The 24845-nt window shown below is 73.6% G+C and carries 15 protein-coding genes; 7 read left to right on the forward strand and 8 right to left on the reverse strand.

The features are described 5' to 3' along the window. Window positions 1–36: 36 nt before the first annotated feature. The gene (gene moeZ / locus IF61_RS0111395) at window positions 37–1215 is read left to right on the forward strand and encodes an adenylyltransferase/sulfurtransferase MoeZ (RefSeq protein ID WP_030366195.1); all 1179 of its coding nucleotides are present in this window, start codon (window positions 37–39) and stop codon (window positions 1213–1215) included. 82 nt (window positions 1216–1297) lie between these two features. Here moeZ and IF61_RS0111400 read toward each other — a convergent pair whose 3' ends face one another. The 7 genes from IF61_RS0111400 to IF61_RS0111430 all read right to left on the reverse strand — a co-directional run bounded on the left by IF61_RS0111400 (window position 1298) and on the right by IF61_RS0111430 (window position 11688). Then, entirely contained in the window at window positions 1298–2869 is a 1572-nt protein-coding gene (locus tag IF61_RS0111400; protein WP_030366196.1) for an alpha/beta hydrolase, read from the reverse strand. 52 nt (window positions 2870–2921) lie between these two features. Beyond that, window positions 2922–3977: a hypothetical protein gene (locus IF61_RS0111405; protein ID WP_030366197.1), complete on the reverse strand. Its 1056-nt coding sequence runs from the start codon at window positions 3975–3977 to the stop codon at window positions 2922–2924. A 134-nt stretch (window positions 3978–4111) separates the two neighbouring features. Next, entirely contained in the window at window positions 4112–5695 is a 1584-nt protein-coding gene (locus tag IF61_RS0111410; RefSeq protein ID WP_030366198.1) for an alpha/beta hydrolase, read from the reverse strand. 81 nt (window positions 5696–5776) lie between these two features. Beyond that, window positions 5777–7777 (reverse strand): ABC transporter permease, encoded by a 2001-nt coding sequence (locus tag IF61_RS0111415; protein WP_030366199.1) that lies wholly within the window; start codon window positions 7775–7777, stop codon window positions 5777–5779. Continuing rightward, window positions 7774–8535 carry a molybdate ABC transporter substrate-binding protein gene (gene modA / locus IF61_RS0111420; RefSeq protein WP_030366200.1) on the reverse strand — a complete coding sequence of 254 codons (762 nt, stop codon included), beginning with the start codon at window positions 8533–8535 and terminating at the stop codon, window positions 7774–7776. The genes IF61_RS0111415 and modA overlap by 4 nt, the downstream gene beginning before the upstream one ends. Window positions 8536–8548: 13 nt before the next feature. Then, window positions 8549–8941: a TOBE domain-containing protein gene (locus tag IF61_RS0111425; RefSeq protein WP_030366201.1), complete on the reverse strand. Its 393-nt coding sequence runs from the start codon at window positions 8939–8941 to the stop codon at window positions 8549–8551. An 80-nt stretch (window positions 8942–9021) separates the two neighbouring features. Further along, window positions 9022–11688, reverse strand: a complete 2667-nt coding sequence (locus IF61_RS0111430; RefSeq protein WP_030366202.1) for a lysylphosphatidylglycerol synthase transmembrane domain-containing protein — start codon at window positions 11686–11688, stop codon at window positions 9022–9024. Window positions 11689–11840: 152 nt separating this feature from the next. On the opposite strand from IF61_RS0111430, the gene IF61_RS0111435 reads away from it, so the two are divergent. The 5 genes from IF61_RS0111435 to nudC all read left to right on the forward strand — a co-directional run bounded on the left by IF61_RS0111435 (window position 11841) and on the right by nudC (window position 21922). Continuing rightward, window positions 11841–12209 (forward strand): MGMT family protein, encoded by a 369-nt coding sequence (locus tag IF61_RS0111435; protein ID WP_030366203.1) that lies wholly within the window; start codon window positions 11841–11843, stop codon window positions 12207–12209. A gap of 203 nt (window positions 12210–12412) precedes the next feature. Further along, window positions 12413–15727 carry an ATP-dependent helicase gene (locus IF61_RS0111440; protein WP_030366204.1) on the forward strand — a complete coding sequence of 1105 codons (3315 nt, stop codon included), beginning with the start codon at window positions 12413–12415 and terminating at the stop codon, window positions 15725–15727. A 73-nt stretch (window positions 15728–15800) separates the two neighbouring features. Then, window positions 15801–19436 (forward strand): ATP-dependent helicase, encoded by a 3636-nt coding sequence (locus IF61_RS0111445; RefSeq protein ID WP_030366205.1) that lies wholly within the window; start codon window positions 15801–15803, stop codon window positions 19434–19436. 58 nt (window positions 19437–19494) lie between these two features. Further along, window positions 19495–20922: a dipeptidase gene (locus IF61_RS0111450; RefSeq protein WP_030366206.1), complete on the forward strand. Its 1428-nt coding sequence runs from the start codon at window positions 19495–19497 to the stop codon at window positions 20920–20922. Window positions 20923–20980: 58 nt separating this feature from the next. Beyond that, window positions 20981–21922, forward strand: a complete 942-nt coding sequence (nudC, locus tag IF61_RS0111455; protein WP_030366207.1) for an NAD(+) diphosphatase — start codon at window positions 20981–20983, stop codon at window positions 21920–21922. A gap of 136 nt (window positions 21923–22058) precedes the next feature. Here nudC and IF61_RS0111460 read toward each other — a convergent pair whose 3' ends face one another. Continuing rightward, on the reverse strand, window positions 22059–22316 hold the full coding sequence (locus IF61_RS0111460; RefSeq protein WP_030366208.1) for a mycoredoxin: 258 nt from the start codon (window positions 22314–22316) through the stop codon (window positions 22059–22061). Between the two features lie 188 nt (window positions 22317–22504). Between IF61_RS0111460 and IF61_RS0111465 the strand changes: the two genes are divergently transcribed. Beyond that, window positions 22505–24709, forward strand: a complete 2205-nt coding sequence (locus tag IF61_RS0111465; protein WP_078660140.1) for an ATP-dependent DNA helicase UvrD2 — start codon at window positions 22505–22507, stop codon at window positions 24707–24709. Window positions 24710–24845 lie beyond the last annotated feature (136 nt).

Here is a 24845-nt window from a genome sequence, read left to right on the forward strand (position 1 = left end):
GTTCCCCGCCCCGGCGGGGAGGACCCTGGAGTCCCCGTGTCGCTGCCACCCCTGGTCGAGCCGGCTGCCGAGCTCACCGTTGACGAGGTTCGTCGGTACTCCCGCCACCTGATCATCCCGGATGTCGGTATGGACGGGCAGAAGCGCCTGAAGAACGCCAAGGTGCTCTGCGTGGGTGCCGGCGGTCTCGGCTCCCCCGCCCTGATGTACCTGGCCGCGGCCGGCGTCGGCACCCTGGGCATCGTGGAGTTCGACGAGGTCGACGAGTCCAACCTGCAGCGTCAGATCATCCACAGCCAGGCGGACATCGGCCGGTCCAAGGCGGAGTCCGCGCGCGACACGGTGCAGGGCATCAACCCGTACGTGAGCGTCGTCCTGCACGAGGGCCGCCTCGAGGCCGACAACGTGATGGAGATCTTCTCCCAGTACGACCTGATCGTCGACGGCACGGACAACTTCGCCACGCGCTACCTCGTCAACGACGCCTGCGTGCTGCTGGGCAAGCCGTACGTGTGGGGCTCGATCTACCGCTTCGACGGTCAGGCGTCCGTCTTCTGGAGCGAGCACGGCCCCTGCTACCGCTGCCTGTACCCCGAGCCCCCGCCGCCGGGCATGGTCCCCTCCTGCGCCGAGGGCGGCGTGCTGGGCGTCCTGTGCGCCTCGATCGGCTCCATCCAGGTCAACGAGGCGATCAAGCTGCTGGCCGGCATCGGGGACCCGCTGGTCGGCCGCCTGATGATCTACGACGCCCTGGAGATGACCTACCGCCAGGTCAAGGTCCGCAAGGACCCCGACTGCGCGGTCTGCGGCGCGAACCCGACCGTCACGGAGCTCATCGACTACGAGGCGTTCTGCGGAGTGGTCTCGGAGGAGGCCCAGGAGGCGGCGGCCGGCTCCACGATCACTCCCAAGCAGCTCAAGGAGTGGCTGGACGACGGCGAGAACATCGACGTCATCGACGTCCGCGAGCCGAACGAGTACGAGATCGTCTCCATTCCGGGCGCACGGCTGATCCCGAAGAACGAGTTCCTGATGGGCACGGCCCTGCAGGACCTGCCGCAGGACAAGCGCATCGTCCTGCACTGCAAGACGGGTGTCCGGTCCGCGGAAGTGCTGGCGGTGCTCAAGGCGGCCGGGTTCGCCGACGCGGTGCACGTGGGCGGCGGCGTGATCGGCTGGGTCCACCAGGTGGAGCCGGACAAGCCGGTGTACTGAGCGTTGCGTTTCTGAGCGGTAAGGGGTGCCCCCTGTGTGGGGGCACCCCTTACCGCTTGCTTTCTACGAGCCTGCTTGCTCTCTACGAGCAGGTCGTGCCCGCGGCCGGGACCTTGCCGTCCAGCAGGTACGTGTCGACCGTGCGGACCATGCACGCGTTGCCGCTGTTGTACGCCCCGTGCCCCTCGCCCTTGTACGTGACCTCCGCGGCGACGCCCTTGCCGAGGCCTTCGGCCATCCGGTGCGCGCCCGCGTAAGGCGTCGCCGGATCCCCGGTGTTGCCGATGACGACGATGGGCGCCGAGCCCTCCGCGCTGACGTCGATCGTCTTCCACTTGCCCTCGACGGGCCACCCCGTGCAGCTGAGGAGCGACCAGGCGGCGGCCTCCCCGAAGACCGGGGACGCGGCCCGGAACTCGGGCAGCCGGGCCTTCACGTCGTCGGCGGTGTACCGCTGCCGGGAGTCGGCGCAGGAGATCGCCCGGTTGGCAGGCTGGAGGTTGCTGTAGCGGCCGTCGGGGCCGCGCCCGCTCAGGAGGTCGTAGAGCACCAGCAGGGTGTCGCCCGTGCCCTTGTTCATGGCCTCCTGCAGGCCCTGCGTCAGGTACTTCCAGGTGTCCTTGGAGTACAGCGCGGACGCGATGCCGTTGACGGCCTCGTCCTGGGTCAGCTTGCGGCCCTGGCGGGTCGGCAGGGGCTGCCCGTCGAGCTTCTTGAGCAGGGAGACGATCCGGTCCTGGGACGGGCAGGCGGCGGCCTGGGCGGAAGCGGCGCAGTCCTTGAGGTAGTCGCTCAGGGCGAGCTGGAAGCCCTTGGTCTGGCCGAGGTTGCCCTCGACGGGGTCCTGCGTGGGGTCGACCACGGCGTCGAGCACCGCACGGCCCACGTTCTCGGGGAAGAGGTGGGCGTAGACGCCGCCCAGCTCGGTGCCGTAGGAGATGCCGAAGTAGTTGAGCTTCGCGTCGCCCAGGGCGGCCCGCAGCCGGTCCATGTCGCGGGCGGCGCTCAGCGTGTCGACGTGGGGCAGGAGCTTCGCGGAGTTCTTGGCGCAGGCGTCCACGTACGCCTTGTTGGCCGCGAGGGCGGCCCGCTCCTCCTCCGCGTCGTCCGGGGTGCCGTCGATCTGGTTGGCGGCGTCGGTCTCCTTGTCGCCCAGGCAGCGCACGGCCGCGCTGTCGCCCACGCCCCGCGGGTCGAAGCTGACCAGGTCGTAGCGGTCGCGCAGCTTGTCGTAGCTGGTGGCCAGGCCCGGGAGGGTGGCCACGCCCGAGCCGCCGGGCCCGCCGAAGTTGAAGACGAGCGAGCCGAGGCGCTTGCCCTTGTCCCGCGCCTTCGCACGGATCAGGGCGAGCTCGATCTGCTCGCCGCCGGGCTTCGTGTAGTCGAGGGGGACGGGGAGCTTCGCGCACTCCCAGTCCTTGCCGGGCGCCTTGCCGTCGAGAGAGGTGCCCTGCGCCACGCTGGGCGGGGGACAGGCCGTCCAGCGCAGCGGGGCGACCGACGCGGCGCCGTCCTTGTCGCTGCTCTTGCTGCTCTTGGCGTCCCCGGCGTCCGGGGGACCGGAGTCGCCGCAGCCGGAGGCGGCGAGGGCCGTCACGAGCGCGATGCCGGCGCCGAGGAGGGCGGTGGTGGTCCGAGGCCGAGAGGAGCTCATTCCCCCGACTGTACGGAGGTGAAGGCGGGGGAGTCGCCGCCGCGCGGAGGCGTCACCCGGCGCGCAGGGGCGCACAACCCATATGAGCGGCCACCGCGTCCACGTAGAGCGGGAAGACCTCGCGCGGGTCGTCCAGCCGGGTGTGGGTGCGAGCCGGGCCGCTGCGCATGGCGAAGACGGTGGGCCTGCCCCCGCAGTCCGCCCTGACCAGGGCGCCCGCCGCGTCGATGCTGCCGCGCGCCCGCCAGCCGGGGGCGGGCGGGCGGTCGCCGGTGAGGCCCTCGAAGAGGGCGACCAGGCGGGGCCTGGCGGTGGTGGTGAAGCGGGCGGCCCAGGCGGTGGGGCCTATGGGTGTGCCTGTGCCCGTTATGGCGCAGCTGTGGAAGTCGCTGTTCCTGGGGGATCCGGTGCCGGTGCCGTGCTCCTTGGGCAGGCCTGCGATGCCGCAGCTCTCGTGGTCGGTGGTGGAGGGTGACGGCCGGCGGTTCAGGCGGAGCGGGGGAAGTGTGGTGCAACTCGACCTTTGCGTGGCGGAGTTGGCTGCTCGTACCAGGAGTTCGCCTGCTGTGGTGGCGGGAAGCGCCATGGCGCTCTTGAGCATCACGACGGACGGGCGGCCGTCCACGTCGCAGCTCTCCGGCAGCACCAGTGCGCCCGTGCCGGAGGCCGCCGCGGTGAAGCCCGGCAGGCCGTCGGGGAGCGGGACGTCGCCGCCACCGAATAACTCGCCCAGCCACGAACGGCGTTCACCCGCCTCCCGGGGCCCCGTGCCCAAGCGGAGGTCGAGCCGCTGCTCGTACGCGCCGGAACCCTGGCCCCCGTGCCAGCGGAGCGAGCACTGGCCGGTGGGGCGGCCGGGGCCGGGCGGGATCTCGTCAGTGATGCGGTCGCGGTCGCCGCGGCGGAAGGGCGCCTCGTCCTCGGGCCAGGCGCCCCAGCAGTACGCGCGCCCGCCGAGCGGGGTGGACTGCGTCTGCCAGAGCGCGACGAGGGCGGCCACCAGGGCGGCGATGGCCAGGGCGCCGGTGAGGGCCCGGGACTTGCGGTGATCCGGCTGGTCGCCGGTGGTGTGCAGGTGTGCTGTGTCTGGTGTTGTGCGTGGTGTCATGTGCGGCACTTCGTCCCCCCGAACTCCGTTCACGTCCGCGGAACTGCTGTGCGGGCGATCGTAGTGCGAGCCACTGACATTCGACCCAGTTGATCGCGTCTCGTGCCCGTCACCGGTGATATGTGCTATGTGTGCTATGAGCAGATCTTGTCTGGTTCCGGCACCGTACCGTCCAGCAGGTAGGCGTCGACGGCCCCCTTGACGCATGCATTGCCGCTGTCGTAGGCGCCGTGCCCCTCGCCCCGGTAGGTCAGCTCGACGGCGACGCCCGGCCCCAGCTCCTGCGCCATGTGCTTCGCTCCCCCGTAAGGGGTAGCGGGGTCACCGGTGTTGCCGACGACGAGGATCGGCGCCGAGCCCTTCGCGCTCACGTCCGGCGTCTGCCACGCGCCCTTCACCGGCCAGCCCGTGCACTGGGTGAGGCTCCAGGCCATGAAGTCCCCGAAGACGGGCGACGCCTTGCGGAACTCCGGCACGCGCTGCTCGATCTCGGCCGCCGTGTAGCGCTGCGCGAAGTCCGCGCAGGTGATGGCATTGAGGGAGGACTGGAGGGTGCTGTAATGGCCGTCCTGGCCACGGCCGTTCATGGCGTCGCCGAGGGAGAGCAGAAGCCGGCCGTCGCCGTTCCCGGCGTCCTCGATGCCCTCGGTCAGGTAGTCCCAGAAGTCCTTCGAGTAGAGGGACTGCGCGATGCCGCCCGTCGCGAGGGAGCGGGTCAGGTCGCGGCCCGCCGCGCCGGGGACCGGCTTGTCGCCCAGGCGCTGGAGGAGCGCACGGATCCGGGGTTCCGTCGGGCAGTTGTCCGACGTCTTCGTGCAGGCCCCCATGTAGTTGGTGAGGGCCAGCTCGAAGCCCTGCGCCTGGGCGAGGGCGCTCTGCACGGGGTCCGCGGACGGGTCCACGACGCCGTCGAAAAGTGCGCGGCCGACTTTGTCCGGGAACAAGTGGGCGTAGACGCCGCCGAGTTCCGTCCCGTACGACACGCCGAAGTAGTGCAGCTTGGCGTCGCCCAGGACCTCGCGCATCAGGTCCATGTCGCGGGCCGCGTTCTCCGTGCCCACGTGGGGGAGGACCTTGCCGGAGTTGCGCTCGCAGCCGGCGGCGTAGGCGGCCACCCGCTCCACCAGGGCCTTCTCGCGGGCGGGGGTGGCCGGGGTGGCGTCCGCTGCGTAGTAGGCGTCGAGTTGCCTGTCGTCCAGGCAGGTGACGCCGCTGCTGCGGCCCACGCCCCGCGGGTCGAAGCTGACCAGGTCGTAGCGGGTGCGGAGCTTCTTGTAGTCGTCGGCGAAGGCCGGGAGCGCGGCGATGCCGGAGCCGCCGGGGCCGCCGAAGTTGAAGACGAGCGAGCCGATGCGGTGGGCCTGGTCCGTGGCCCTGGCCCGGATCAGGGCGATGTCGATGCTGTTGGTGTTGCTCCTGGGTTTTGCGTAGTCGAGGGGGGCGTGGAGCGTCGCGCACTCCCAGTCGGGGCCCGGGGCCCGGCCGGACGATCCGCCTTCCGCGGGGGTGGGCGGTGGGCAGGCCTTCCAGGAGAGCTGCTGGCGGGGGGTGTCCGCGCTCCCGGGGCGGGTGGTGTTGCTCGCGTCGCTTGCGTGCGGGGTGCGAGTGCCGGTGCTCTTGCCGGCGCTTCCTGTGCCCCCTGCGCCTGCGCACGCTGTCGCTGTGACCGCCAGGAGTGCGGCGGCGAGCGTGCCTCCTGCCCGTGCGGATCTGATCACTCGTTCATCGTCCGGGCGGGGAGGTGGAGGTGCGCGCGGGATGGGGCGTACGGGTTACTCGGGGAGTTTGTTGTTAACCCCCTACAGGGGGACGAATGTGATCTCCGTGGCCTTGACGCTCACCCACACCGGTGTGCCCTCCGACAGCTTCAGCTCCGCCGCGGCGGCCGGAGTGATCTCCGCGACGACGTCCGGCTCACCCGACACGAGGACCCGCAGGCGGCCGCCGTGCGCGGTGATCTCGCGGATCGTGCCCTGCCAGACGTTGCGGGGACTTCCCGCGGTGGGGCGCGCGGTGTGGAGTGAGACCGCTTCCGGGCCGACCACGGCCAGGCCTGCTGCCGCCTCGTGCGGGTCGCCGCCGCAGTGGGCGTCGGCCGTGACCAGGCTCGCGCCGTCGTCCAGGAGCAGGGTTCGCTCCGCCGTGGACTTGCCCGGCCACGCGTTCCGGCCCAGCATGCGGGCCACCCACGGGGAGCGGGGGTACCGGGTCAGCTCGTTCGGCGTCGCGTACTGGACGGTCGCGCCGTCCTCCAGGACGAGGACGCGGTCCGCCAGCGAGACCGCCTCCACCGGGTCGTGCGTGACGATCAGGCAGACGCCGGGGAAGTCCGCCAGGTGGGCGCGGAGGGTGTGCCGGACCGCGGAGCGGGTCGACTGGTCCAGGGCGGCCAGGGGCTCGTCCAGGAGGAGCAGGCGGGGGCGGGCCGCCAGGGCCCTGGCCAGGGCCACGCGCTGGGCCTGGCCGCCGCTGAGGCTGCCGGGCCTGCGGTGGGCCAGGTCGCCCACGCCCAGGCGGGTCAGCCAGTGGTGGGCCTGGCGGTGCGCTTCGTTCTTGGAGGTGCCCTGGGAGCGGAGGCCGTAGGCGGTGTTGGCTACGGCCGTGAGGTGGGGGAAGAGGGCGGTGTCCTGGGGGACCCAGGAGATGTGGCGGCGGTGGGGTGGTTCCTCGGACACGTCCTTGTCGCCGAGCTTCAGGGTCGTTGTCGTGGCGCGGTCCGTCAGGCCCAGCAGGGCTCGGAGCAGGGTGGTCTTTCCCGCGCCGTTCGGGCCCACCACGGCGATCGTGGTGCCGGGCTGTGCGGTGAGCGTGGTGTTCGCTGCGCCGGTGACCGTGGTGTGCAGGGGGTGCGGGGTGGCGGGGGCGGGACCGGGGTGGCCGGAGCCCTCCGGGGCTGCATGATTTACGGCCCCTGTCCGTCGTTCCAGGTGCCCCGAACTCCGCCGCAAATCACTCCCCCGGCTACCGCTGGGGGTGCCCCCGACGCCCCTTGCCGGGCCCCGGCCACCCCGGCCCCTCCCGTCTTCCCGCGTCTGCAGCCAGTGGCCCCTGAGGGCCAGGAGTACCGCTGTGGCGATCAGCAGGAGCAGGAGTGAGACCGCTGTGGCGCCCTCCGGGTCGTCCTGGAGGAGCAGATACACCTGGAGGGGGAGCGTCTGGGTTTCTCCTGGGAGGTTGCCCGCGAAGGTGATCGTCGCGCCGAATTCGCCCAGCGCTCTCGCCCACGTGAGGGCCGCGCCTGCGATCAGGCCCGGCGCCACCATGGGGAGGGTGATCGTGCGGAAGACGCGGAGCGGGCTCGCTCCCAGGGACGTCGCGGTCTCTTCGTAGCGGGGGTGGAGGCCCGCCAGGGCTCCTTCCAGGCTGATCACCAGGAACGGCATCGCCACGAAGGAGGACGCCACTACTGCGCCTGCTGTGGAGAAGGGGAGCGTGATGCCCAGCGATTCCAGGGGCGGGCCCAGGACGCCCCTGCGTCCGTAGCCCTGGAGGAGGGCCACGCCCGCGACCGTCGGCGGGAGCACCATCGGCAGCATCACCAGGCAGCGGACGAGTGATTTGCCTGGGAAGTCCACCCTGGCCAGGAGCCAGGCCAGGGGGACTCCGAGGAGGAGGGAGACGCCCAGGGCCCAGGCCGAGACCAGGAGGGACAGCCCGAGCGCCTCCGTTGCCTCGTGCGAGGTGAGGCGCGACGGGAGCGTGCTCCACGGCGTGCGGGCCAGGATGCCCGCCAAGGGCAGGAACAGGAACGCCACCGCTGCCGTTGCGGGCAGCGCCAGCGTCAGCGGCGTCTTCCTCACGGCTGCTGGAAGCCCGCTTCGCGGAGCAGCTTCTGGGCCTCGTCGGTGCTCAGCCACTTCACGAAGTCGGCCGCCCGGGTCGTGTGCTTGGAGCTCTTGAGGGTCGCCGCGGGGTACGACGCCACGGCGTTCTGGGCGTCGGGGATCGCCGTGGTGGCGACCTTGTTCTTGGCTGTGGTGGCGTCCGTTACGTAGACGATTCCCGCGTCCGCCTCGCCCAGGCTCACCTTGCTCAGCACCGCCCGTACGCTGGGCTCCTGGGAGACCGGCTTCACCGTGACGTGCTGCTGGTCCAGGACCTTCTTGCTGTAGCGGCCCACCGGGACCTCGGGTGCCGCCAGGACGACCTTGAGGTCGTCGCGGGACAGGTCCGAGAGGGACTTGATGTTCTTGGGGTTGTCCTTGGCCGTGGCGATCGTCAGCCGGTTCTTCGCGATGACGGTGGGCGAGCCCGTGTCCTTCTTGAGGTCCTCCATCGTCTTCGTGTCCGCCGTGACCAGAGCGTCCGCAGGTGCCCCCTGGCGCACCTGCGCCGCCAGTTCCTGGGAGCCCGCGAAGGAGAACGTGACCTTGGTGCCCGGGTGCTCCTTCTCGTAGGCCGCACCCGCCTGCTTGAAGACGTCGGTCAGGGACGCGGCCGCCAGGACCGTGAGGCTGGTGGGTTCCTCGGCGTCGGACTTGTCCTCGCCGCCGCAGGCCGCGAGGAGCGGGACGAGCAGGGCGCCGGCCAGGAAGGGCAGGGAGCGGCGAATGTGCATCGGTTCTCCGTGGTCAGGTGCGGTCGATGTGCACGTTCGTGGCCTTCACCCGGGCCACCGCTTCCATCCCGACCGCCAGGCCGAGCTCCTCGACGGCCTCGCGCGTCAGGAGGGAGACCAGCCGGTGCGGGCCGGCCTGGATCTCGACCTGGGCCGCCACGTCGCCGAGCTTGACCGCGGTGATGATGCCGGGGAAGGCGTTGCGGGCGCTGGTGTACGCGTCCTCGCCGTCGGCCGCCTCCGCCGCGAGGGACACCGAGAACGCGGCCAGGTCGGCCCCGTCGATGTGCCGCTTCCCCGCTTCGTCGCGGCGCGTCGGTATCCGGCCCGCGTCGGCCCACCGCCGGACGGTGTCGGCGCTGACTCCGAGCAGCTTGGCCGCCCGGCCGATGGTGTAGGAACGCATATGCGGCACGTTAAGGGGGTGTCACTCGCATTTGCAAGGTGTCCAGGGGTGCACCTGCCGCAGATGCTGCGGTCCGGTACTCAGATCGCTCCCTTGCGGGTCAGGTGCGAGAACGACAGCCACCCCGGCAGCACCGGCAGCCACAGCGTCATGAGGCGGAAGAGCAGCACCGCCGGCGTGCCCTGTTCCGCGGGGAGCCCGGCCACCGTCAGCGCCGCCGTCAGGGCCAGTTCCACCGCGCCCACGCCGCCCGGCGTCGGTGCCGCCGACCCCAGGGCGTTGGCGGTCAGGAACACCACCGCGATGCTCGCGTAGCTCAGCTCGCCCCCGAACGCGCGGATCGACGCGTCCAGGCACATAACGTTCGCCGCCGTCAGCAGCAGCATGCCGCCGATGCCCGAGACCAGCTTCTGCGGGCGCTGCATCACGTCCAGCATGCGCGGGATCACGCCCGCGAAGAGCGACCGGAGGCGGGTCGACACGAACTTCCGCAGGACGGGGATCGCCGCCACGACCAGCACCAGCACGGCGGCCGTCAGGAGGCCGCCGATGACCGTGCGGGAGGGGCCGAGGGACGAGCTGCGTTCCGTGCCGGTGACGTAGCCGAAGGACAGCAGCAGCAGGATGTGGCACGCCAGGCCGAACAGCTGGGACGCGCCCACGCTCGCCACCGCAAGGCCCGGGCGGACGCCCGAACGCTGCAGGAAGCGGGTGTTCAGGGCCACGCCGCCGACCGCCGCGGGAGCCACCAGCTTGACGAACGAGCCGGCCACCTGGGCCAGCACCGTGCGGCCGAAGCCCACCTTCTCGGGCACGAAGCCCAGCAGGCTCATCGAGGCGGCGACGTACGTCAGCGCCTGGAAGGCCACCGCGACCGCCACCCACGCCCAGTTCGCCTTGTCGACGAGGTCGCCGAACTGCACGTGGGTGAGCTGCGACAGCAGGAAGTACGCGGCGAAGGCGCCCGCGACGAAGCTGATGAGGGTGCGCGGCTTGATGCGCTCCAGGCGGACGGGCTCTATCGGGGCCTGGGGGCGGATGAGCAGGACCTGGCGGCGGATCTGGGCCAGCAGGTCCTCTTCGCGGGCCTCCTCCAGGGCCTCGTCTATGGCGCGCTTCTCGGCCTGCCGTTCCGCCTTGAGCGTCTTGCGGTCGCTGACGGTCTCCTTGGCGGCTTCCGCCGCCTCCAGGACCTTCTCGCGCTCGCGCTGGGCCCGCTCGCGGGCGAGCTGGCGCAGGGTCGCGCGGCTGACGCGGGTGAGGGCGATGGGCTGCAGGAGCGGGAGGCTGTCGGCGATGGCGTCGGGGCCGAGGACGGCCACGCCGGTGGCCACGGCGCGTTCGGCGCCGACCCGCAGGCCGAGCGTGACGAGGAGCTGCGCCACGTCCATGCGCAGGACCACGTCGCCGGCCGCGATCTCGCCGCCGCGCAGGTCGGTCAGGACCACGTTGCCGGAACGATCCACCAGCAGGGCGTCGCCGTCGAGCCTGCGGTGCGCGATGCGGCGCGACTGCAGGGCCTGCACCTGGCGCCACGCGCCCGCCATGAGCTCGTCGGTGATCTCCTCGGTGGGGACCTGGCCGAGGGGGCGGCCGCCGATGTGCTCGTAGACGAGCATCACGGCGTCCGGGCCCAGCTCGGAGGTGGCGATCAGCTTGGGGGCGTTGGCGCCGGCCGCGATGGCCGCGTAGGCCAGCAGTGCCTCCTGCTCCAGGGCCTGGCGCAGGGACTGCAGGCTGCGGCGCTGGGTGATGCCCCGCAGGGCCAGCCGCTGCCAGACGCGGTAGAAGAAGCCCTGCGCCTGTTGCTCGCGGTCGACGACCGTGACGTCCAGGGGCGGGCCGTCCTCCAGGGTGACGATGTAGCGGCGGCCCCGCTCGTGCGGCTCGGTGTCGTCGGCGCCGTCCTCGGTGCGCAGCGCGGTGACCGGCTTGAAGCCGACGCGGCGCAGGCCCGTCAGCAGGTGACGGCCCGTGGGGCGGACATTGGGGGAGCCGACGGCGTAGAGCGTGCCGTAGGCGACCGTCCAGCCGATCAGGACGGTGGTGACGATCGAGAACGGCGTCGTGTAGCCGTTGACCAGGACGGCGAAGGCGTCCAGGAGGAGGACCGCCCACATGGCGACCCGCCAGCGGGGGCGGTGGGACATGCCCACGGCCGTCATGTAGGCGATGACCGGTGCCAGGTAGCCGTGCACGGGGTCGGTGAGGCCGCCGGTGGGGGCCTGCTGGGTGAGGGCGTCCCGGATCGAACCGGGGGCCGACCGGGCGACCCACAGGTCGGTGGCCAGCGACACGCCGTGCGCGAGCACGGCCGCCAGCACGCCGTCGGCGATGCGCAGCCCGTCCCGTTTGATCAGCCGCTCGACGGCGAAGGCCACGGGGACGATGAAGATGGCGATGTTGGCCGCGAGGCCCGCGAAGCTCGCCAGCAGCTGCGGGGCGCGCCCCGTGCTCTCCTTGATGTCCTGTTCGAGGCCCGTGGTGGTGCCGTGGGCGAAAGCCGCGAGGGCCAGGACGAGGGCGATGCCGACGATGCCGAGGAAGAGCCGCACCAGGTCGGCCGGGCGGTGCACGCGCGCGGGCAGCAGCGGCTCGTCGCCGGAGACCCGGTCGATGTGTGCCTCCCCGTCCGCGCAGTCGTAGCCGGGCTCCCCGGAAGCGGGCAGCGCTCGGGGAGCGCGGTCCTCTTCAGGAGGCTCCGCGCCCTGCTGCCGGTCCTTCTCTTCTTCTTGGTCTCGTATCACCTGTCACCGCCCGGAAGATGGTGGCATGGCCCCGCCGGGCGAGGGGGCATCAGGGTGCAATTCGGGGGCGCGGACTCCGGATCGTACGCCCTGTGGTGCGAATGCGCACTCTGAGTGACCGGGGGTCCGTGCTGTCGGTGGGGTACGGCACCATGGGCCGGATGAGCGAGGACGATGAGCTCCCCGAGTACGCGGAGCGGGTGCTGGAGGTCGCCGAGCGGATCCCGCCCGGCCGGGTGATGACCTACGGGGACGTCGCCGAGTGGCTGGGGGAGGGCGGGCCGCGGCAGGTCGGCCGCGTCATGGCGCTCTACGGCGGCGCCGTGCCCTGGTGGCGGGTCGTCCGCGCGGACGGCGTCCTGCTGCCCGGCCACGAGCTGCGCGCCCTCGCCCGCTACCGCGAGGAGGGCACGCCGCTGCGCGAGGCCGGGCGGGCCGCTGAGGGACACGTGCCCCGGCTCGCCATGGCCCGCGCCCGCTGGGACGGCCGCGAGCCCGGGAGTGTGACTCCGCACACCTGACGGTTTCCCCCGGCCACCGTGTGACCGGTGCGGGACCGGTCTCACCCGAACGGATGAGACCGTGGAAGCCGTGCGCCGACTCCCGGGACGCCCTGCGCCCCGGACGCCGCCTGGCGTAGCGTCGGGAACCGCCGTCACTCCCCGGCCTCCAGGCCCGCACGGCCGCACGACTCCCCGCACCCCCACCAGGACCGGCAACCCACGTGAGCTCCTCCCCGCCTTCCGGCTCGACCCGGCCGCAGCGCCCGCAGGCACGGCAGCCCTCCCCGGGCGCCTACCGCCTCGTGCGCACCCGGCCGGGCCCCACGGCCCTTCCTGAGCTGGACGCGCGGCAGCGCGCCGTGGTTGAGCACGCCGGCGGTCCCCTGCTCGTCCTCGCGGGGCCCGGCACGGGAAAGACCACCACGCTGGTCGAGGCCGTCGCGGAGCGGGTGCGCCGGGGCACCCCGCCGGAGCGGATCCTCGTCCTCACCTTCAGCCGCAAGGCCGCCGTCGAGCTCCGCGACCGGATGGCCGCCCGGCTCGGCGCCGGAGCCGGCGCGCCCCGGGCCACGACCTTCCACTCGTACTGCTACGCCCTGGTCCGCGCCCACCAGGACGCCGACCTGTTCATCGACCCGCTGCGGCTGCTGTCCGGCCCCGAGCAGGACGCCGTCGTGCGCGAGCTGCTGGCCGGCCAGGCCGGGCTGGAGCGCGCCGGCCGCGCCCGCGTGCGCTGGCCCGACGAGCTCCGCGCCTGCCTGACCACCCGCGGCTTCGCCGACGAGGTGCGCGCCGTCCTCGCCCGCAGCCGCGAGCTCGGGCTCGGCCCCGGCGCCCTCGGCGACTTCGCCGGCCGCACCGGGCGGCCCGACTGGGCCGCCGCCGCGTCCTTCCTCGCCGAGTACCTGGACCTGCTCGACCTGCGCGGCGTCCTCGACTACGCCGAACTCGTCCACCGCGCGGTCCTCCTCGCCGAGCGGCAGGACACCGCCGCCGAACTGGCCGGCCGCTACGACGCCGTCTTCGTCGACGAGTACCAGGACACCGACGCCTCCCAGGTGCGGCTCCTGCGGGCCCTCGCGGGCGACGGCCGCACCCTCGTCGCCTTCGGCGACCCCGACCAGTCGATCTACGCCTTCCGGGGCGCCGACATCAACGGCATCCTCGAATTCCCGCACGCCTTCCCGCGCCGGGACGGCTCGCCCGCGCCCGTCGAGGTCCTCACCACCTCGCGCCGCTCCGCCGCGCGGCTGCTCGACGCCACCCGGCTGCTCACCCGCCGGATGCCCCTCACCCGCCTCCCCGCGGACGCCGTCCGCGCGCACCGGGACCTCACCGCGGTGCGCGAGGGCGGGAGCGTGGAGGCGTACACGTACCCCACCGCGGGCGCCGAGACCGACAACATCGCCGACATCCTGCGCCGCGCCCACCTGGAGGACGGCGTCCCCTGGCACGAGATGGCCGTCCTCGTCCGCGCCGGCTCCCGCTCCATACCGTCCCTGCGCCGCGCCCTGACGTCGGCGGGCGTCCCCGTGGAGGTCGACGGCGACGACATCCCCCTGCGCCAGGAACCGGCGGTCGCCCCGCTGCTGACGGCGCTGCGGGTGGTGGCCGAGGGCGTGGCCTCGTCCGCCGCCACGGAGGCCTCCGACCGGCAGACCCCTGCCGTGGACCCCGAGACCGCCCTCACCCTCCTCACTTCCCCGCTCGGCGGCATGGACGCGACGGACCTCCGGCGCCTCGGCCGCGCTCTGCGCGATGAGGAGCGAGCCGGCGGCGCCGACCTGCCGAGACCCTCCGACACCCTCATCGCCGAAGCCCTGGCGCAGCCCGAACGGCTGGCCGTCCACGACCCCGCCTACGCCCGCGGCGCCCAGCGCCTCGGCGCCCTCCTGCGCGAGGCGCGCGAGCTCCTCGCGGCCGGCGGCACCGCCGAAGAGGCCCTCTGGGCCCTCTGGGACGGCACCCCCTGGCCCGCCCGCCTGGAGCGCGCGGCCCACCGCGGCGGCGCCGCCGGCCGCAACGCCGACCGTGACCTCGACGCGATCTGCGCCCTCTTCGAGACCGCCGCCCGCGCCGAGGAACGCACTGGCGGCCGCGGCGCCCTGAACTTCCTCGACGAGCTCGAAGCGCAGGACATCGCCGCCGACACCCTCACCCGCAGGGCCGTCCGCCCGGACGCCGTGCGCCTGATGACCGCCCACCGCTCCAAGGGCCTCGAATGGCACCTCGTGGTCGTCGCGGGCGTTCAGGAGGGCCTCTGGCCCGACCTGCGGCGCCGCGGCTCGCTCCTGGAAGCCGACCGGATCGGCCGCGACGGCCTCGCCGAACCGCTCAGCCCCGGCGCGCTGCTCGCCGAGGAGCGCCGCCTGTTCTACGTGGCGGCCACGCGTGCGCGCGAGCGCGTGGTCGTCACCGCGGTCAAGGCGGCCGCCGAGGACGGCGACCAGCCCTCCCGGTTCCTGGCCGAGCTGGGCGCCGAGCCCGTCGACGTCACCCAGCGCCCCCGGCGCCCCCTGGCCGTCTCCGCGCTCGTGGCGGAGCTGCGCGCCACGACCGTCGACCCCGCCGCCTCGGACGCCCTGCGCTCCGCCGCCGCGCAGCGCCTCGCCCGGCTCGCGGCCCTGCGCGACGACGAGGGCCAGCCGCTCGTCCCGGCGGCCCACCCGTACCGCTGGTGGGGCCTGCACGAGCCGACGCACAGCGAGGTGCCGCTGCGCGACCGCACGCGCCCCGTCGCCCTGTCCGGCTCGGCCCTCGGCCAGCTGGGCACCTGCTCCCTGCAGTGGTACCTGGGGCGCGAGGTGAAGGCCGACGCACCCGCCACCGCCGCCCAGGGGTTCGGCAACGTGGTGCACGTCCTCGCCGACGAGGTCGCCTCCGGCCGCACCCCCGCCGACCTCGCCGTGCTCATGGAACGCCTCGACTCCGTGTGGGACGCGCTCGCCTTCGACGCCCCCTGGAAGTCCGCGCAGGAGAAGGAGAACGCCCGCGCGGCCCTGGAGCGCTTCCTGCGCTGGCACGTGATGGACCGCGGCGGCCGGGCCCCCGTCGCGACCGAGCACCCCTTCGACGTCACCCTGAAGGCCGACGACTACCTGGTCCGCATCCGCGGCTCCATGGACCGCGTCGAAGCGGACGAGCACGGCCGCACCTACGTCGTCGACTTCAAGACCGGCAAGGGCACCGTCTCCGCCAAGGAGGTCGAGCGCCACCCCCAGCTCGCCGTCTACCAGCTCGCCGTCGAGCACGGCGCCGTCGACGACGCCTTCGAGGGCGCCCGGCCGCGGCCCGGCGGTGCCGAGCTCGTCCAGCTGCGCCAGGGCGCGGCGAAGAAGGACGGCGGCGACTCCGTACCCAAGGTGCAGGCCCAGGAGCCGCTGGGCGAGGGCGAGTGGATCGGCGGGCTGCTCGCCGAGGCCGCGGGCCGCGTCCTGGAGGAGCGGTTCGCGCCCCGCCCCGGCCAGCACTGCTCGCACTGCTCCTTCCGCGCCTCCTGCACCGCCCGGCCCGAGGGCCGGCAGGTCGTCGAGTAGCCCGGTCGGCACAGAACCCCTCTGACCTGCGGCGATTCAGGACTGTCAGTGGCGGCCGTTAGCGTGGTGTGCCGTGACCCCGCGCCTGACCGACCCCGAGCAGCTCAAGGAGCTCCTCGGCATCCCCTTCACCCCGGAGCAGACGGCCTGCATCACCGCGCCGCCCGCCCCGCAGGTCATCGTGGCCGGCGCCGGCTCCGGCAAGACCACGGTGATGGCCGCGCGCGTGGTCTGGCTCGTCGGGACCGGACAGGTCGCTCCCGAGCAGGTCCTCGGCCTCACGTTCACGAACAAGGCAGCGGGCGAGCTGTCCGAGCGCGTCCGCAAGGCGCTCCACGCCGCCGGCGTCACCGACCCCGAGCCCTCGGCCGCCGACCCCGACCAGGCCCCGGGCGAACCGCAGATCTCCACGTACCACGCCTTCGCCGGACGGCTCCTGAAGGAGCACGGCCTGCGCATCGGCCTGGAGCCCGGCGCCCGCCTCCTCGCCGACGCCACCCGCTTCCAGCTCGCCGCCCGCGTCCTGCGCACCTCACCGGGCCCGTACCCCGCCCTCACCCGGTCCTTCAGCGACCTCGTCGCCGACCTCCTGGCCCTCGACGGCGAGCTCGCCGAACACCTCGTGGCCACCGGCGACCTCCGCCGTCACGACCGCGAGCTGCTCGCGACCCTGGAAGGCGCCCGGCTCACCAACGCCGACCTGCGCAAGGTCCCTGAGACCGCCCGCGCCCGCCTCGAACTGCTGGAGCTCGTCGGCGCCTACCGCGAGGAGAAGCGGGGGCGCGACCTCCTCGACTTCGGCGACCAGATCGCCCTCTCCGCCGAGCTCGCCCGCACCCGCCCCGAGGCGGGCCGGATCCTGCGCGAGCAGTTCGCCGTCGTCCTCCTCGACGAGTACCAGGACACCTCCGTCGCCCAGCGCCTCCTGCTCTCCGGCCTCTTCGGCGGCGGCACCGGCCACGCCGTCACCGCCGTCGGCGACCCCTGCCAGGCCATCTACGGCTGGCGCGGCGCCTCCGTCGCCAACCTGGACGACTTCCCGGAGCACTTCCCCTTCGCCGACGGCAGCCCCGCCCGGCGCTTCGCCCTCAGCGAGAACCGGCGCAGCGGCGGCCGCCTCCTCGACCTCGCCAACGGCCTCGCCGCCGAGCTGCGCGAGCGCCACGAAGGCGTCGAGGCCCTGCGCCCCGCCCCCGGCGCCGAGCGCGACGGCGTCGTGCGCTGCGCCCTGCTGCCCACCCACGCCGAAGAGCTCGACTGGCTCGCCGGCTCCCTCGCCCACCTCGTGCGCACCGGCACCCGCCCCGGCGACATCGCCGTCCTGTGCCGCACCGCCGCCGACTTCGCCCAGATCCAGGGCGCGCTCGTGCAGCGCGACATCCCCGTCGAGGTCGTCGGCCTGTCCGGGCTGCTGCACCTGCCGGAGATCGCCGACCTCGTCGCCGTCTGCGAGGTCCTCCAGGACCCCGCCGCCAACGCCTCCCTCGTCCGGCTGCTGATCGGGCCCCGCTGGCGCATCGGCGCCCGCGACCTCGCCCTCCTCGGCCGCCGCGCCCGCACCCTCGTGCCCTACGGCAGCGCCGGCGACGACCCCGGGCGGCGCCTCGCCGAAGCCGTCGAAGGCGTCGACCCGGCCGAGACGGTCTCCCTCGCCGATGCCCTCGACACCTTCCTCGCCGCCGATGTCCCCGATGACGGTCTGCCCTTCTCCGCCGAGGCCCGCGTCCGCTTCGCCCGCCTCGCCGCCGAACTGCGCGACCTGCGGCGCTCCCTGGCCGACCCCCTCATGGACGTCCTCCACCGCGTCCTCGCCGTCACCGGCCTGGAGGTCGAGCTGTCCGCCTCGCCGCACGCCCTGGCCGCCCGGCGCCGCGAGACCCTCTCCCACTTCCTGGACATCGCCGCGGGCTTCGCCGCCCTCGACGGCGAGACCACCGTGCTCTCCTTCCTCGGCTTCCTGCGCACCGCCGCGCAGTACGAGAAGGGCCTCGACAGCTCCCTCCCCGGAGGGGAGGACACCGTCAAGATCCTCACGGCGCACAAGTCCAAGGGCCTCGAATGGGACGTCGTCGCCGTCCCCGGCCTCGTCGACCGGACGTTCCCCAGCGAGCAGTCCCGCGACTCCTGGACCGCCCAGGCCAAGGTCCTCCCGCACGCCCTGCGCGGCGACGCCGACACCCTGCCCGACGTCGAGGCGTGGGACAGCAAGGGCATGGCCGCCTTCAAGGCCGCCATGAAGGAACACCAGCGCATCGAGGAACTCCGCCTCGGCTACGTCACCTTCACCCGCCCCCGCTCCCTCCTCCTCGGCTCCGGCCACTGGTGGGGCCCCAGCCAGAAGAAGCCCCGCGGGCCGTCCGCCTTCCTCGACGCCCTCCGCGCGCACTGCGAGGCCGGCCACGGCGAGATCGAGGCCTGGGCCGAGGCCCCCGAGGAGGGCGCGGAGAACCCCGCCCTGGAGGACACCGGAACCGACCGCTCCTGGCCGCTGCCCCTGGACCCGGACTCCCTCGCCCGCCGCCGCGCCGCGGCGGACGCGGTGCGGGGGTATTTGGAGCGACTGGACGCCGCTCCGGCGGAGGCCGGGGAGCCCGGCCCCGCCGACGATCCGGACTGGCCGCCCCCGCCGGAGGACGAGGACGACGCGGCGCCCGAGTGGTACGAGCCGTACGAGGACGAGCCCCTCGCCGACCCGGACGCGTGGGAGTCCTTGCCGACGACCCGCCCGGAGGCGGATGCGGGAGCCGGGGCGTACGAGGGCGAGATCCTCTCCGAGCCCGACGCGTGGGAGTCCTTGCCGGCGGCTCGTCCCGAGGCCCCTGCGGAGCCCGAGGCGGCCGGCGGCGGGGCCGCCGTGTTGCCCGGGCCCCGCCGGGCACCCGGCGCTCCCGTGCCCGTACGGGGCGAGCACACCCCCGCCCGCCCCCGCCCCGCCGGAGGCCTGCCCCACCCGGCGCCGGAGCCCGAGGACATTCCTTCCGGCCCGCCCGGAGGGCACCTCCTGCCCGAAGAAGCCCGGCTCGCCGCCTCCTGGGACCGTGACCTCGACGCCCTGGCGGGCGAGCTCCGCCGGGCGCGTGCGCGCGAGCGCGACGTCCCTCTGCCCGCCGCGCTCAGCGCCTGGCAGCTGGTCAGGCTCGCCGGCGACCCCGAAGGGTTCGCGCGCGAGCTCGCCCGGCCCATGCCGCGCCCGCCCCAGCCCGCGGCCCGCCGCGGCACCCGCTTCCACGCCTGGATCGAGTCCCGCTTCGAGCCGCTGCCCCTGCCACTGCTCGGGCCCGACGAGCTGCCCGGCGGCGCGGACGACGACGGCCCCGGCCCCGAGATCGCCGACGAGCAGGACCTCGCCGCCCTCAAGGAGGCCTTCGAGCGCACCCCGTACGCCCACCGCGTCCCCCACCGGATCGAGGTGCCCGTCCAGCTCACCCTGGCGGGCCGCGTCGTGCGCGGCCGCATCGACGCGGTCTACCGCGAGCGCGGCCCCGAGGGCGACACATACGAGATCGTCGACTGGAAGACGAGCCGCGCCCACGACGCCGACCCCCTGCAGCTCGCGATCTACCGCGTCGCCTGGGCCGAGCAGCACGGCCTGCCGCTGTCCTCCGTGACGGCCGCGTTCGTGTACGTGCGCGACGGCGAGACCGTCCGCCCGCCCGGCCTGCCCGACCGCGCCGGGCTCGAACGGCTCCTCCTGGGGGAGCAGGGGTGACCAGGGCGGACGCCGGGCCGGTCAAGGTCACGATGCGTGTCCGGATAGGCTCGATGTCATGAGCGAGACTCCGGACAGCGCCGTCCGCGCGTTTATCGAAGGCCACCGCGCCGCGTTCCTCGACGACCTCGTCGAGTGGCTCCGCATCCCCTCCGTCTCGGCCGACCCCGGCCGCGCCGGGGACGTGCGCCGCAGCGCCGAATGGCTGGCCGCGAAGCTCAGCGAGACGGGCTTCCCGACGGCGGAGGTCTGGGAGACCGACGGCGCCCCGGCGGTGTTCGCCGAGTGGCCCTCGGGCGACGAGGGCGCCCCGACCGTCCTGGTCTACGGGCACCACGACGTCCAGCCCGCCGCCCGCGAGGACGGCTGGCACACCGAGCCCTTCGAGCCCGTCGTCAAGGACGGCAGGCTGTACGCCCGCGGCGCCGCCGACGACAAGGGCCAGGTGTTCTTCCACGCCCTGGGCGTCCGCGCCCACCTCGCCGCCACCGGCCGCACGGCGCCCGCGGTCAACCTCAAGCTGCTCATCGAGGGCGAGGAGGAGTCCGGCTCGGAACACTTCGCCGGCCTCGTCCGCGCCCGCGCCGACCGCCTCGCCTGCGACACGGTGATCGTCTCGGACACCGGCATGTGGTCCGAGGACACCCCCACCGTCTGCACGGGCATGCGCGGCCTCGCCGACTGCCAGATCGACCTCTACGGCCCTGACCAGGACATCCACTCCGGCTCCTTCGGCGGCGCGGTGCCCAACCCCGCCATGGAGGCCGCCCGGCTCGCCGCCGCCCTCCACGACGAGGACCTCCGCGTCGCGATCCCCGGCTTCTACGACGGCGTCGTCGAGCTCACCGACCGCGAGCGCGAGCTCTTCGCCGAGCTGCCCTTCGACGAGAAGCACTGGCTGCGCGCCTCCCACTCGTACGCCTCCCGGGGCGAGGCCGGCTACAGCACCCTGGAGCGCATCTGGGCCCGCCCCACCGCCGAGGTCAACGGCATCGGCGGCGGCTACCAGGGCCCCGGCGGGAAGACCATCGTCCCCTCCACCGCCCAACTGAAGCTGTCCTTCCGGCTCGTGGCGGGCCAGGACACCGGCCGCGTCCAGCAGGCCGTGCGCCAGTGGGTCGCCGACACCCTCCCGGACGGCATCCGCCACGAGCTCACCTTCTGGGGCGCCACCCGCCCCTGCCTGACCCCCCTGGACCACCCGTACCTGAAGTCGGTCGTACGGGCCATGGAGCGCGCCTTCGGCAAGAAGGTCCGCTTCACCCGCGAGGGCGGCTCCGGCCCCGCCGCCGACCTGCAGGACGTGCTCGGCGTCCCGGTGCTCTTCCTGGGCATCTCGGTGCCCTCGGACGGCTGGCACGCCCCGAACGAGAAGGTCGAGCTCGACCTCCTGATGAAGGGCGTCGAGACCGCCGCCCACCTGTGGAGCGACCTCGCGGAAGCGGGCGCCTCCGCGACGGTGACCGGGGGAGGGAGCGCCGGCTAGCCCGCGCACCGCACAGACGACCAATAGCAGGGAATCGTAGGGGGAGTTGGAAGCAGCAGTGACCACCTGGACCGATCGCACGGCCGCCCGGCCGATCAGCCTCACCGGCGTGAGCGGCATCGACCGCGCCGCCCACCACCGCCTGGACGAGGCGTGGCTCGCCGCGGCCTGGAGCCACCCCTCCACGAGAGTCTTCGTGGTATCCGGCGGGCAGGCGCTGATCGACGACACCCCCGACGGCCGCACCGAGCTCGTCATGACGCCGGCCTTCGAGGCGCCCGTCACCGAGACCCACCGCTACTTCCTCGGCCAGGACGCGGACGGCATCGCCTACTTCGCGCTGCAGAAGGACGCCCTGCCCGGGCGGATGGACCAGTCCGCGCGACCCGCCGGGCTGCGCGAGGCGGGCCTGCTGCTCTCGCCGCGCGACGCCGGGCTGTTGGTCCACGCGGTCGCCCTGGAGAACTGGCAGCGGCTGCACCGCTTCTGCTCGCGCTGCGGCGAGCGCACGGTCGTCGCGGCCGCCGGCCACATCCGCCGCTGCCCGGCCTGCGGCGCCGAGCACTACCCGCGCACCGACCCGGCCGTGATCATGCTCGTCACCGACGAGGACGACCGCGCGCTGCTCGGCCGCCAGATGCACTGGCCGGAGGGCCGCTTCTCCACCCTCGCGGGCTTCGTCGAGCCGGGGGAGTCCCTGGAGCAGGCGGTGCGGCGCGAGGTCGCCGAAGAGGCGGGCGTCGTCGTCGGGGACGTGGAGTACGTCGCGAGCCAGCCCTGGCCGTTCCCGTCCAGCCTGATGCTGGGCTTCATGGCGCAGGCCGTCTCCCGCGACATCCAGGTGGACGGCGAGGAGATCCACGAGGCGCGCTGGTTCTCGCGGGAGGAGCTGCGGGCCGGCTTCGCCTCCGGCGAGATCCTGCCCCCGACCGGCATCTCCATCGCGGCCCGGCTGCTGGAGCTCTGGTACGGCGAGCCGCTGCCGCAGGGCCAGCCCTGACGGACGGGCGCCGCTGCGGGGCCCGCCCTGAAGGGCAGGCGCTCCCGCAAGGCACGCCCTGACGGGCGGGACATGGCGAAGGCCCCGGTCCGCGGACCGGGGCCTTTCTGCCGGGGTGCTCACCGGGAGCGCGGCGTCAGGACGCGAGGGCCTGCTTGACCTGGGCCAGGGACGGGTTGGTCATGGTGACCGGCGCCGCACCGCTGAGTGGGTTCACCAGGACCGTCGGGACCGTCTGGTTGCCCTCGTTCGCCTTCTCCACGAAGGCCGCCGACTCGGCGTCGTGCTCGATGTTGATCTCGTTGTAAGTGATTCCCTCGCGGTCCAGCTGGCTCTTCAGCCGGCGGCAGTAGCCGCACCACGTGGTGCTGTACATCGTCACGGTGCCCGACATTCGACCTCGTGCCCTTCTCTCGGTGGTGGTCCGGTCCGCCCCTGGTCGTGCCGTGGGTACCGATCCGGGTGTTGTTCCGGTGGTAGAACGTGCACCTGTCCACAGCCATTCCCGTATTCGTACGACTACCGGGTCACGCCTGTGGACGGCATTCCCGGTCGCCCCGCCGGACCTGGCAGCATGGCGGGGTGACAGCAGCAACGCACTCCACCCTCTTCCCGCCGGTTCCGGACTCCCCGGACGCGGTGCTCGCCGGGCTCGACCCCGAGCAGCGCGAGGTGGCGACGGCCCTCGGCGGCCCGGTGTGCGTGCTGGCCGGCGCCGGCACGGGCAAGACCCGCGCGATCACCCACCGCATCGCCTACGGCGTCCGCTCCGGCGTGCTCCAGCCCTCCAGCGTGCTCGCCGTCACGTTCACCAACCGCGCCGCGGGGGAGATGCGCGGCCGGCTCCGCCAGCTCGGCGCCGGCGGCGTCCAGGCCCGCACGTTCCACTCGGCCGCCCTGCGCCAGCTGCAGTACTTCTGGCCCAAGGCCGTCGGCGGGGAGCTGCCGCGGCTGGCCGAGCGGAAGGTCCAGATCGTCGCGGAGGCCGCGGCCCGCTGCAAGCTCCGCCTCGACCGCACCGAGCTGCGCGACGTGACCGGCGAGATCGAGTGGGCGAAGGTCACCCAGACCGTCCCCGAGGACTATCCGGCAGCCAGAGCCAAGGCCGGCCGCGAGGCCCCCCGCGACCCCGCCGAGATCGCCCGGATCTACGCCGGCTACGAACAGCTCAAGCGCGATCGCGGCGTGATCGACTTCGAGGACGTCCTGCTGCTGACCGTCGGCGTCCTGCAGGACCGGCACGACATCGCCGAGACCGTCCGCCGCCAGTACCAGCACTTCGTCGTCGACGAGTACCAGGACGTCAGCCCCCTCCAGCAGCGCCTCCTGGAGCTGTGGCTCGGCGACCGCGACAGCCTCTGCGTCGTCGGCGACGCCAGCCAGACGATCTATTCGTTCACCGGTGCCACCCCCGACCACCTGCTGAACTTCCGCATCCGTCACCCCCACGCCACGGTCGTCAAGCTCGTCCGGGACTACCGCTCGACCCCCCAGGTCGTCCACCTCGCCAACGGCCTGCTCTCCCAGGCCCGCGGCCGCGCCGCGGAGCACCGCCTGGCGCTGGTCTCCCAGCGCGACGCCGGCCCCGAGCCCGTCTACGGCGAGTACGCGGACGAGCCCGCCGAGGCCGAGGGCACCGCCCGCCGCGTCCGGGACCTCATCGACTCCGGGGTGCCCGCGAGCGAGATCGCGATCCTCTTCCGCATCAACGCCCAGTCCGAGGTCTACGAACAGGCGCTCGCCGACGCCGGCGTGCCCTACCAGCTGCGCGGCGCCGAGCGGTTCTTCGAGCGGCCCGAGGTGCGCGAGGCCGGGCTGCTGCTGCGCGGCGCCGCCCGCGCCGGCGGCGCCGACTCCCAGCTCGACGGCGCCGATGACGTCCCGTCCCAGGTGCGGGCCGTCCTGGGCACCCGCGGCTGGACGCCCGAGCCGCCCGCAGGCTCGGGCGCGGTCCGGGACCGCTGGGAGTCCCTGGCGGCCCTCGTGCGCCTCGCCGAGGACTTCGTCCGGGCCAGGCCGGAGGCCACTCTCGCCGATCTCGTGGCCGAGCTCGACGAGCGGGCGAGCGCGCAGCACGCCCCCACCGTCGAGGGTGTGACTCTCGCCTCACTTCACGCCGCCAAGGGCCTGGAGTGGGACGCCGTGTTTCTCGTCGGCCTCGCCGACGGCATGATGCCGATCACATACGCCAGGACGGACGAGCAGATCGAGGAGGAGCGCCGGCTCCTCTATGTGGGGGTCACCCGGGCCCGCCGCCACCTCTCCCTCTCCTGGGCGCTCTCCCGGACGCCGGGCGGCCGGCCCTCCCGGCGGCCCACCCGCTTCCTGAACGGTCTGCGCCCGGGCTCCGCGGCCGTCCGCCCCGGCACTGCCTCCCGCGGCGGCCCGGGAGGCGTCGAGCGCGGCCCCGACCGCCGCCGGAAGCGGGGCTCCGCCCGCTGCCGCGTCTGCGGCCGCACCCTGACCGACGCGGGCGAGATCAAGCTCATGCGCTGCGAGGACTGCCCCTCCGAGCTCGACGAGGCGCTCTACGAGCGGCTGCGCGACTGGCGCGCGGACCGGGCCGGCCGGCTCGGCCAGCCCGCCTACTGCATCTTCACCGACAAGACGCTCCTCGCGATCGCGGAGGCCGTTCCGGGAACCGAAGCGGAGCTCTCGCGCATCTCAGGGGTGGGAGGGCGCAAGCTCGACTCGTTCGGTGCCGATGTCCTCGCGCTGTGTGCGGGACACGACCTGACGTCGGAAGATGCGTCCCACGACGCATCCGGAGAATCTCCGGAAAAATAGTTTGCGCACGCGGACGGCATACCCATAGCCTTCCGAACACGGAGACAACGGCTCTTCCAGGAGCCGTCGGATCCGTGCTGTACTGAACCGGCTGTACCGAACTTAAAAGCCCGGATCTGTTCCGACAGGTCCCCGA

Origin of the sequence: Streptomyces roseoverticillatus (assembly GCF_000719265.1) — a bacterium.
GTDB lineage: Bacteria > Actinomycetota > Actinomycetes > Streptomycetales > Streptomycetaceae > Streptomyces > Streptomyces roseoverticillatus.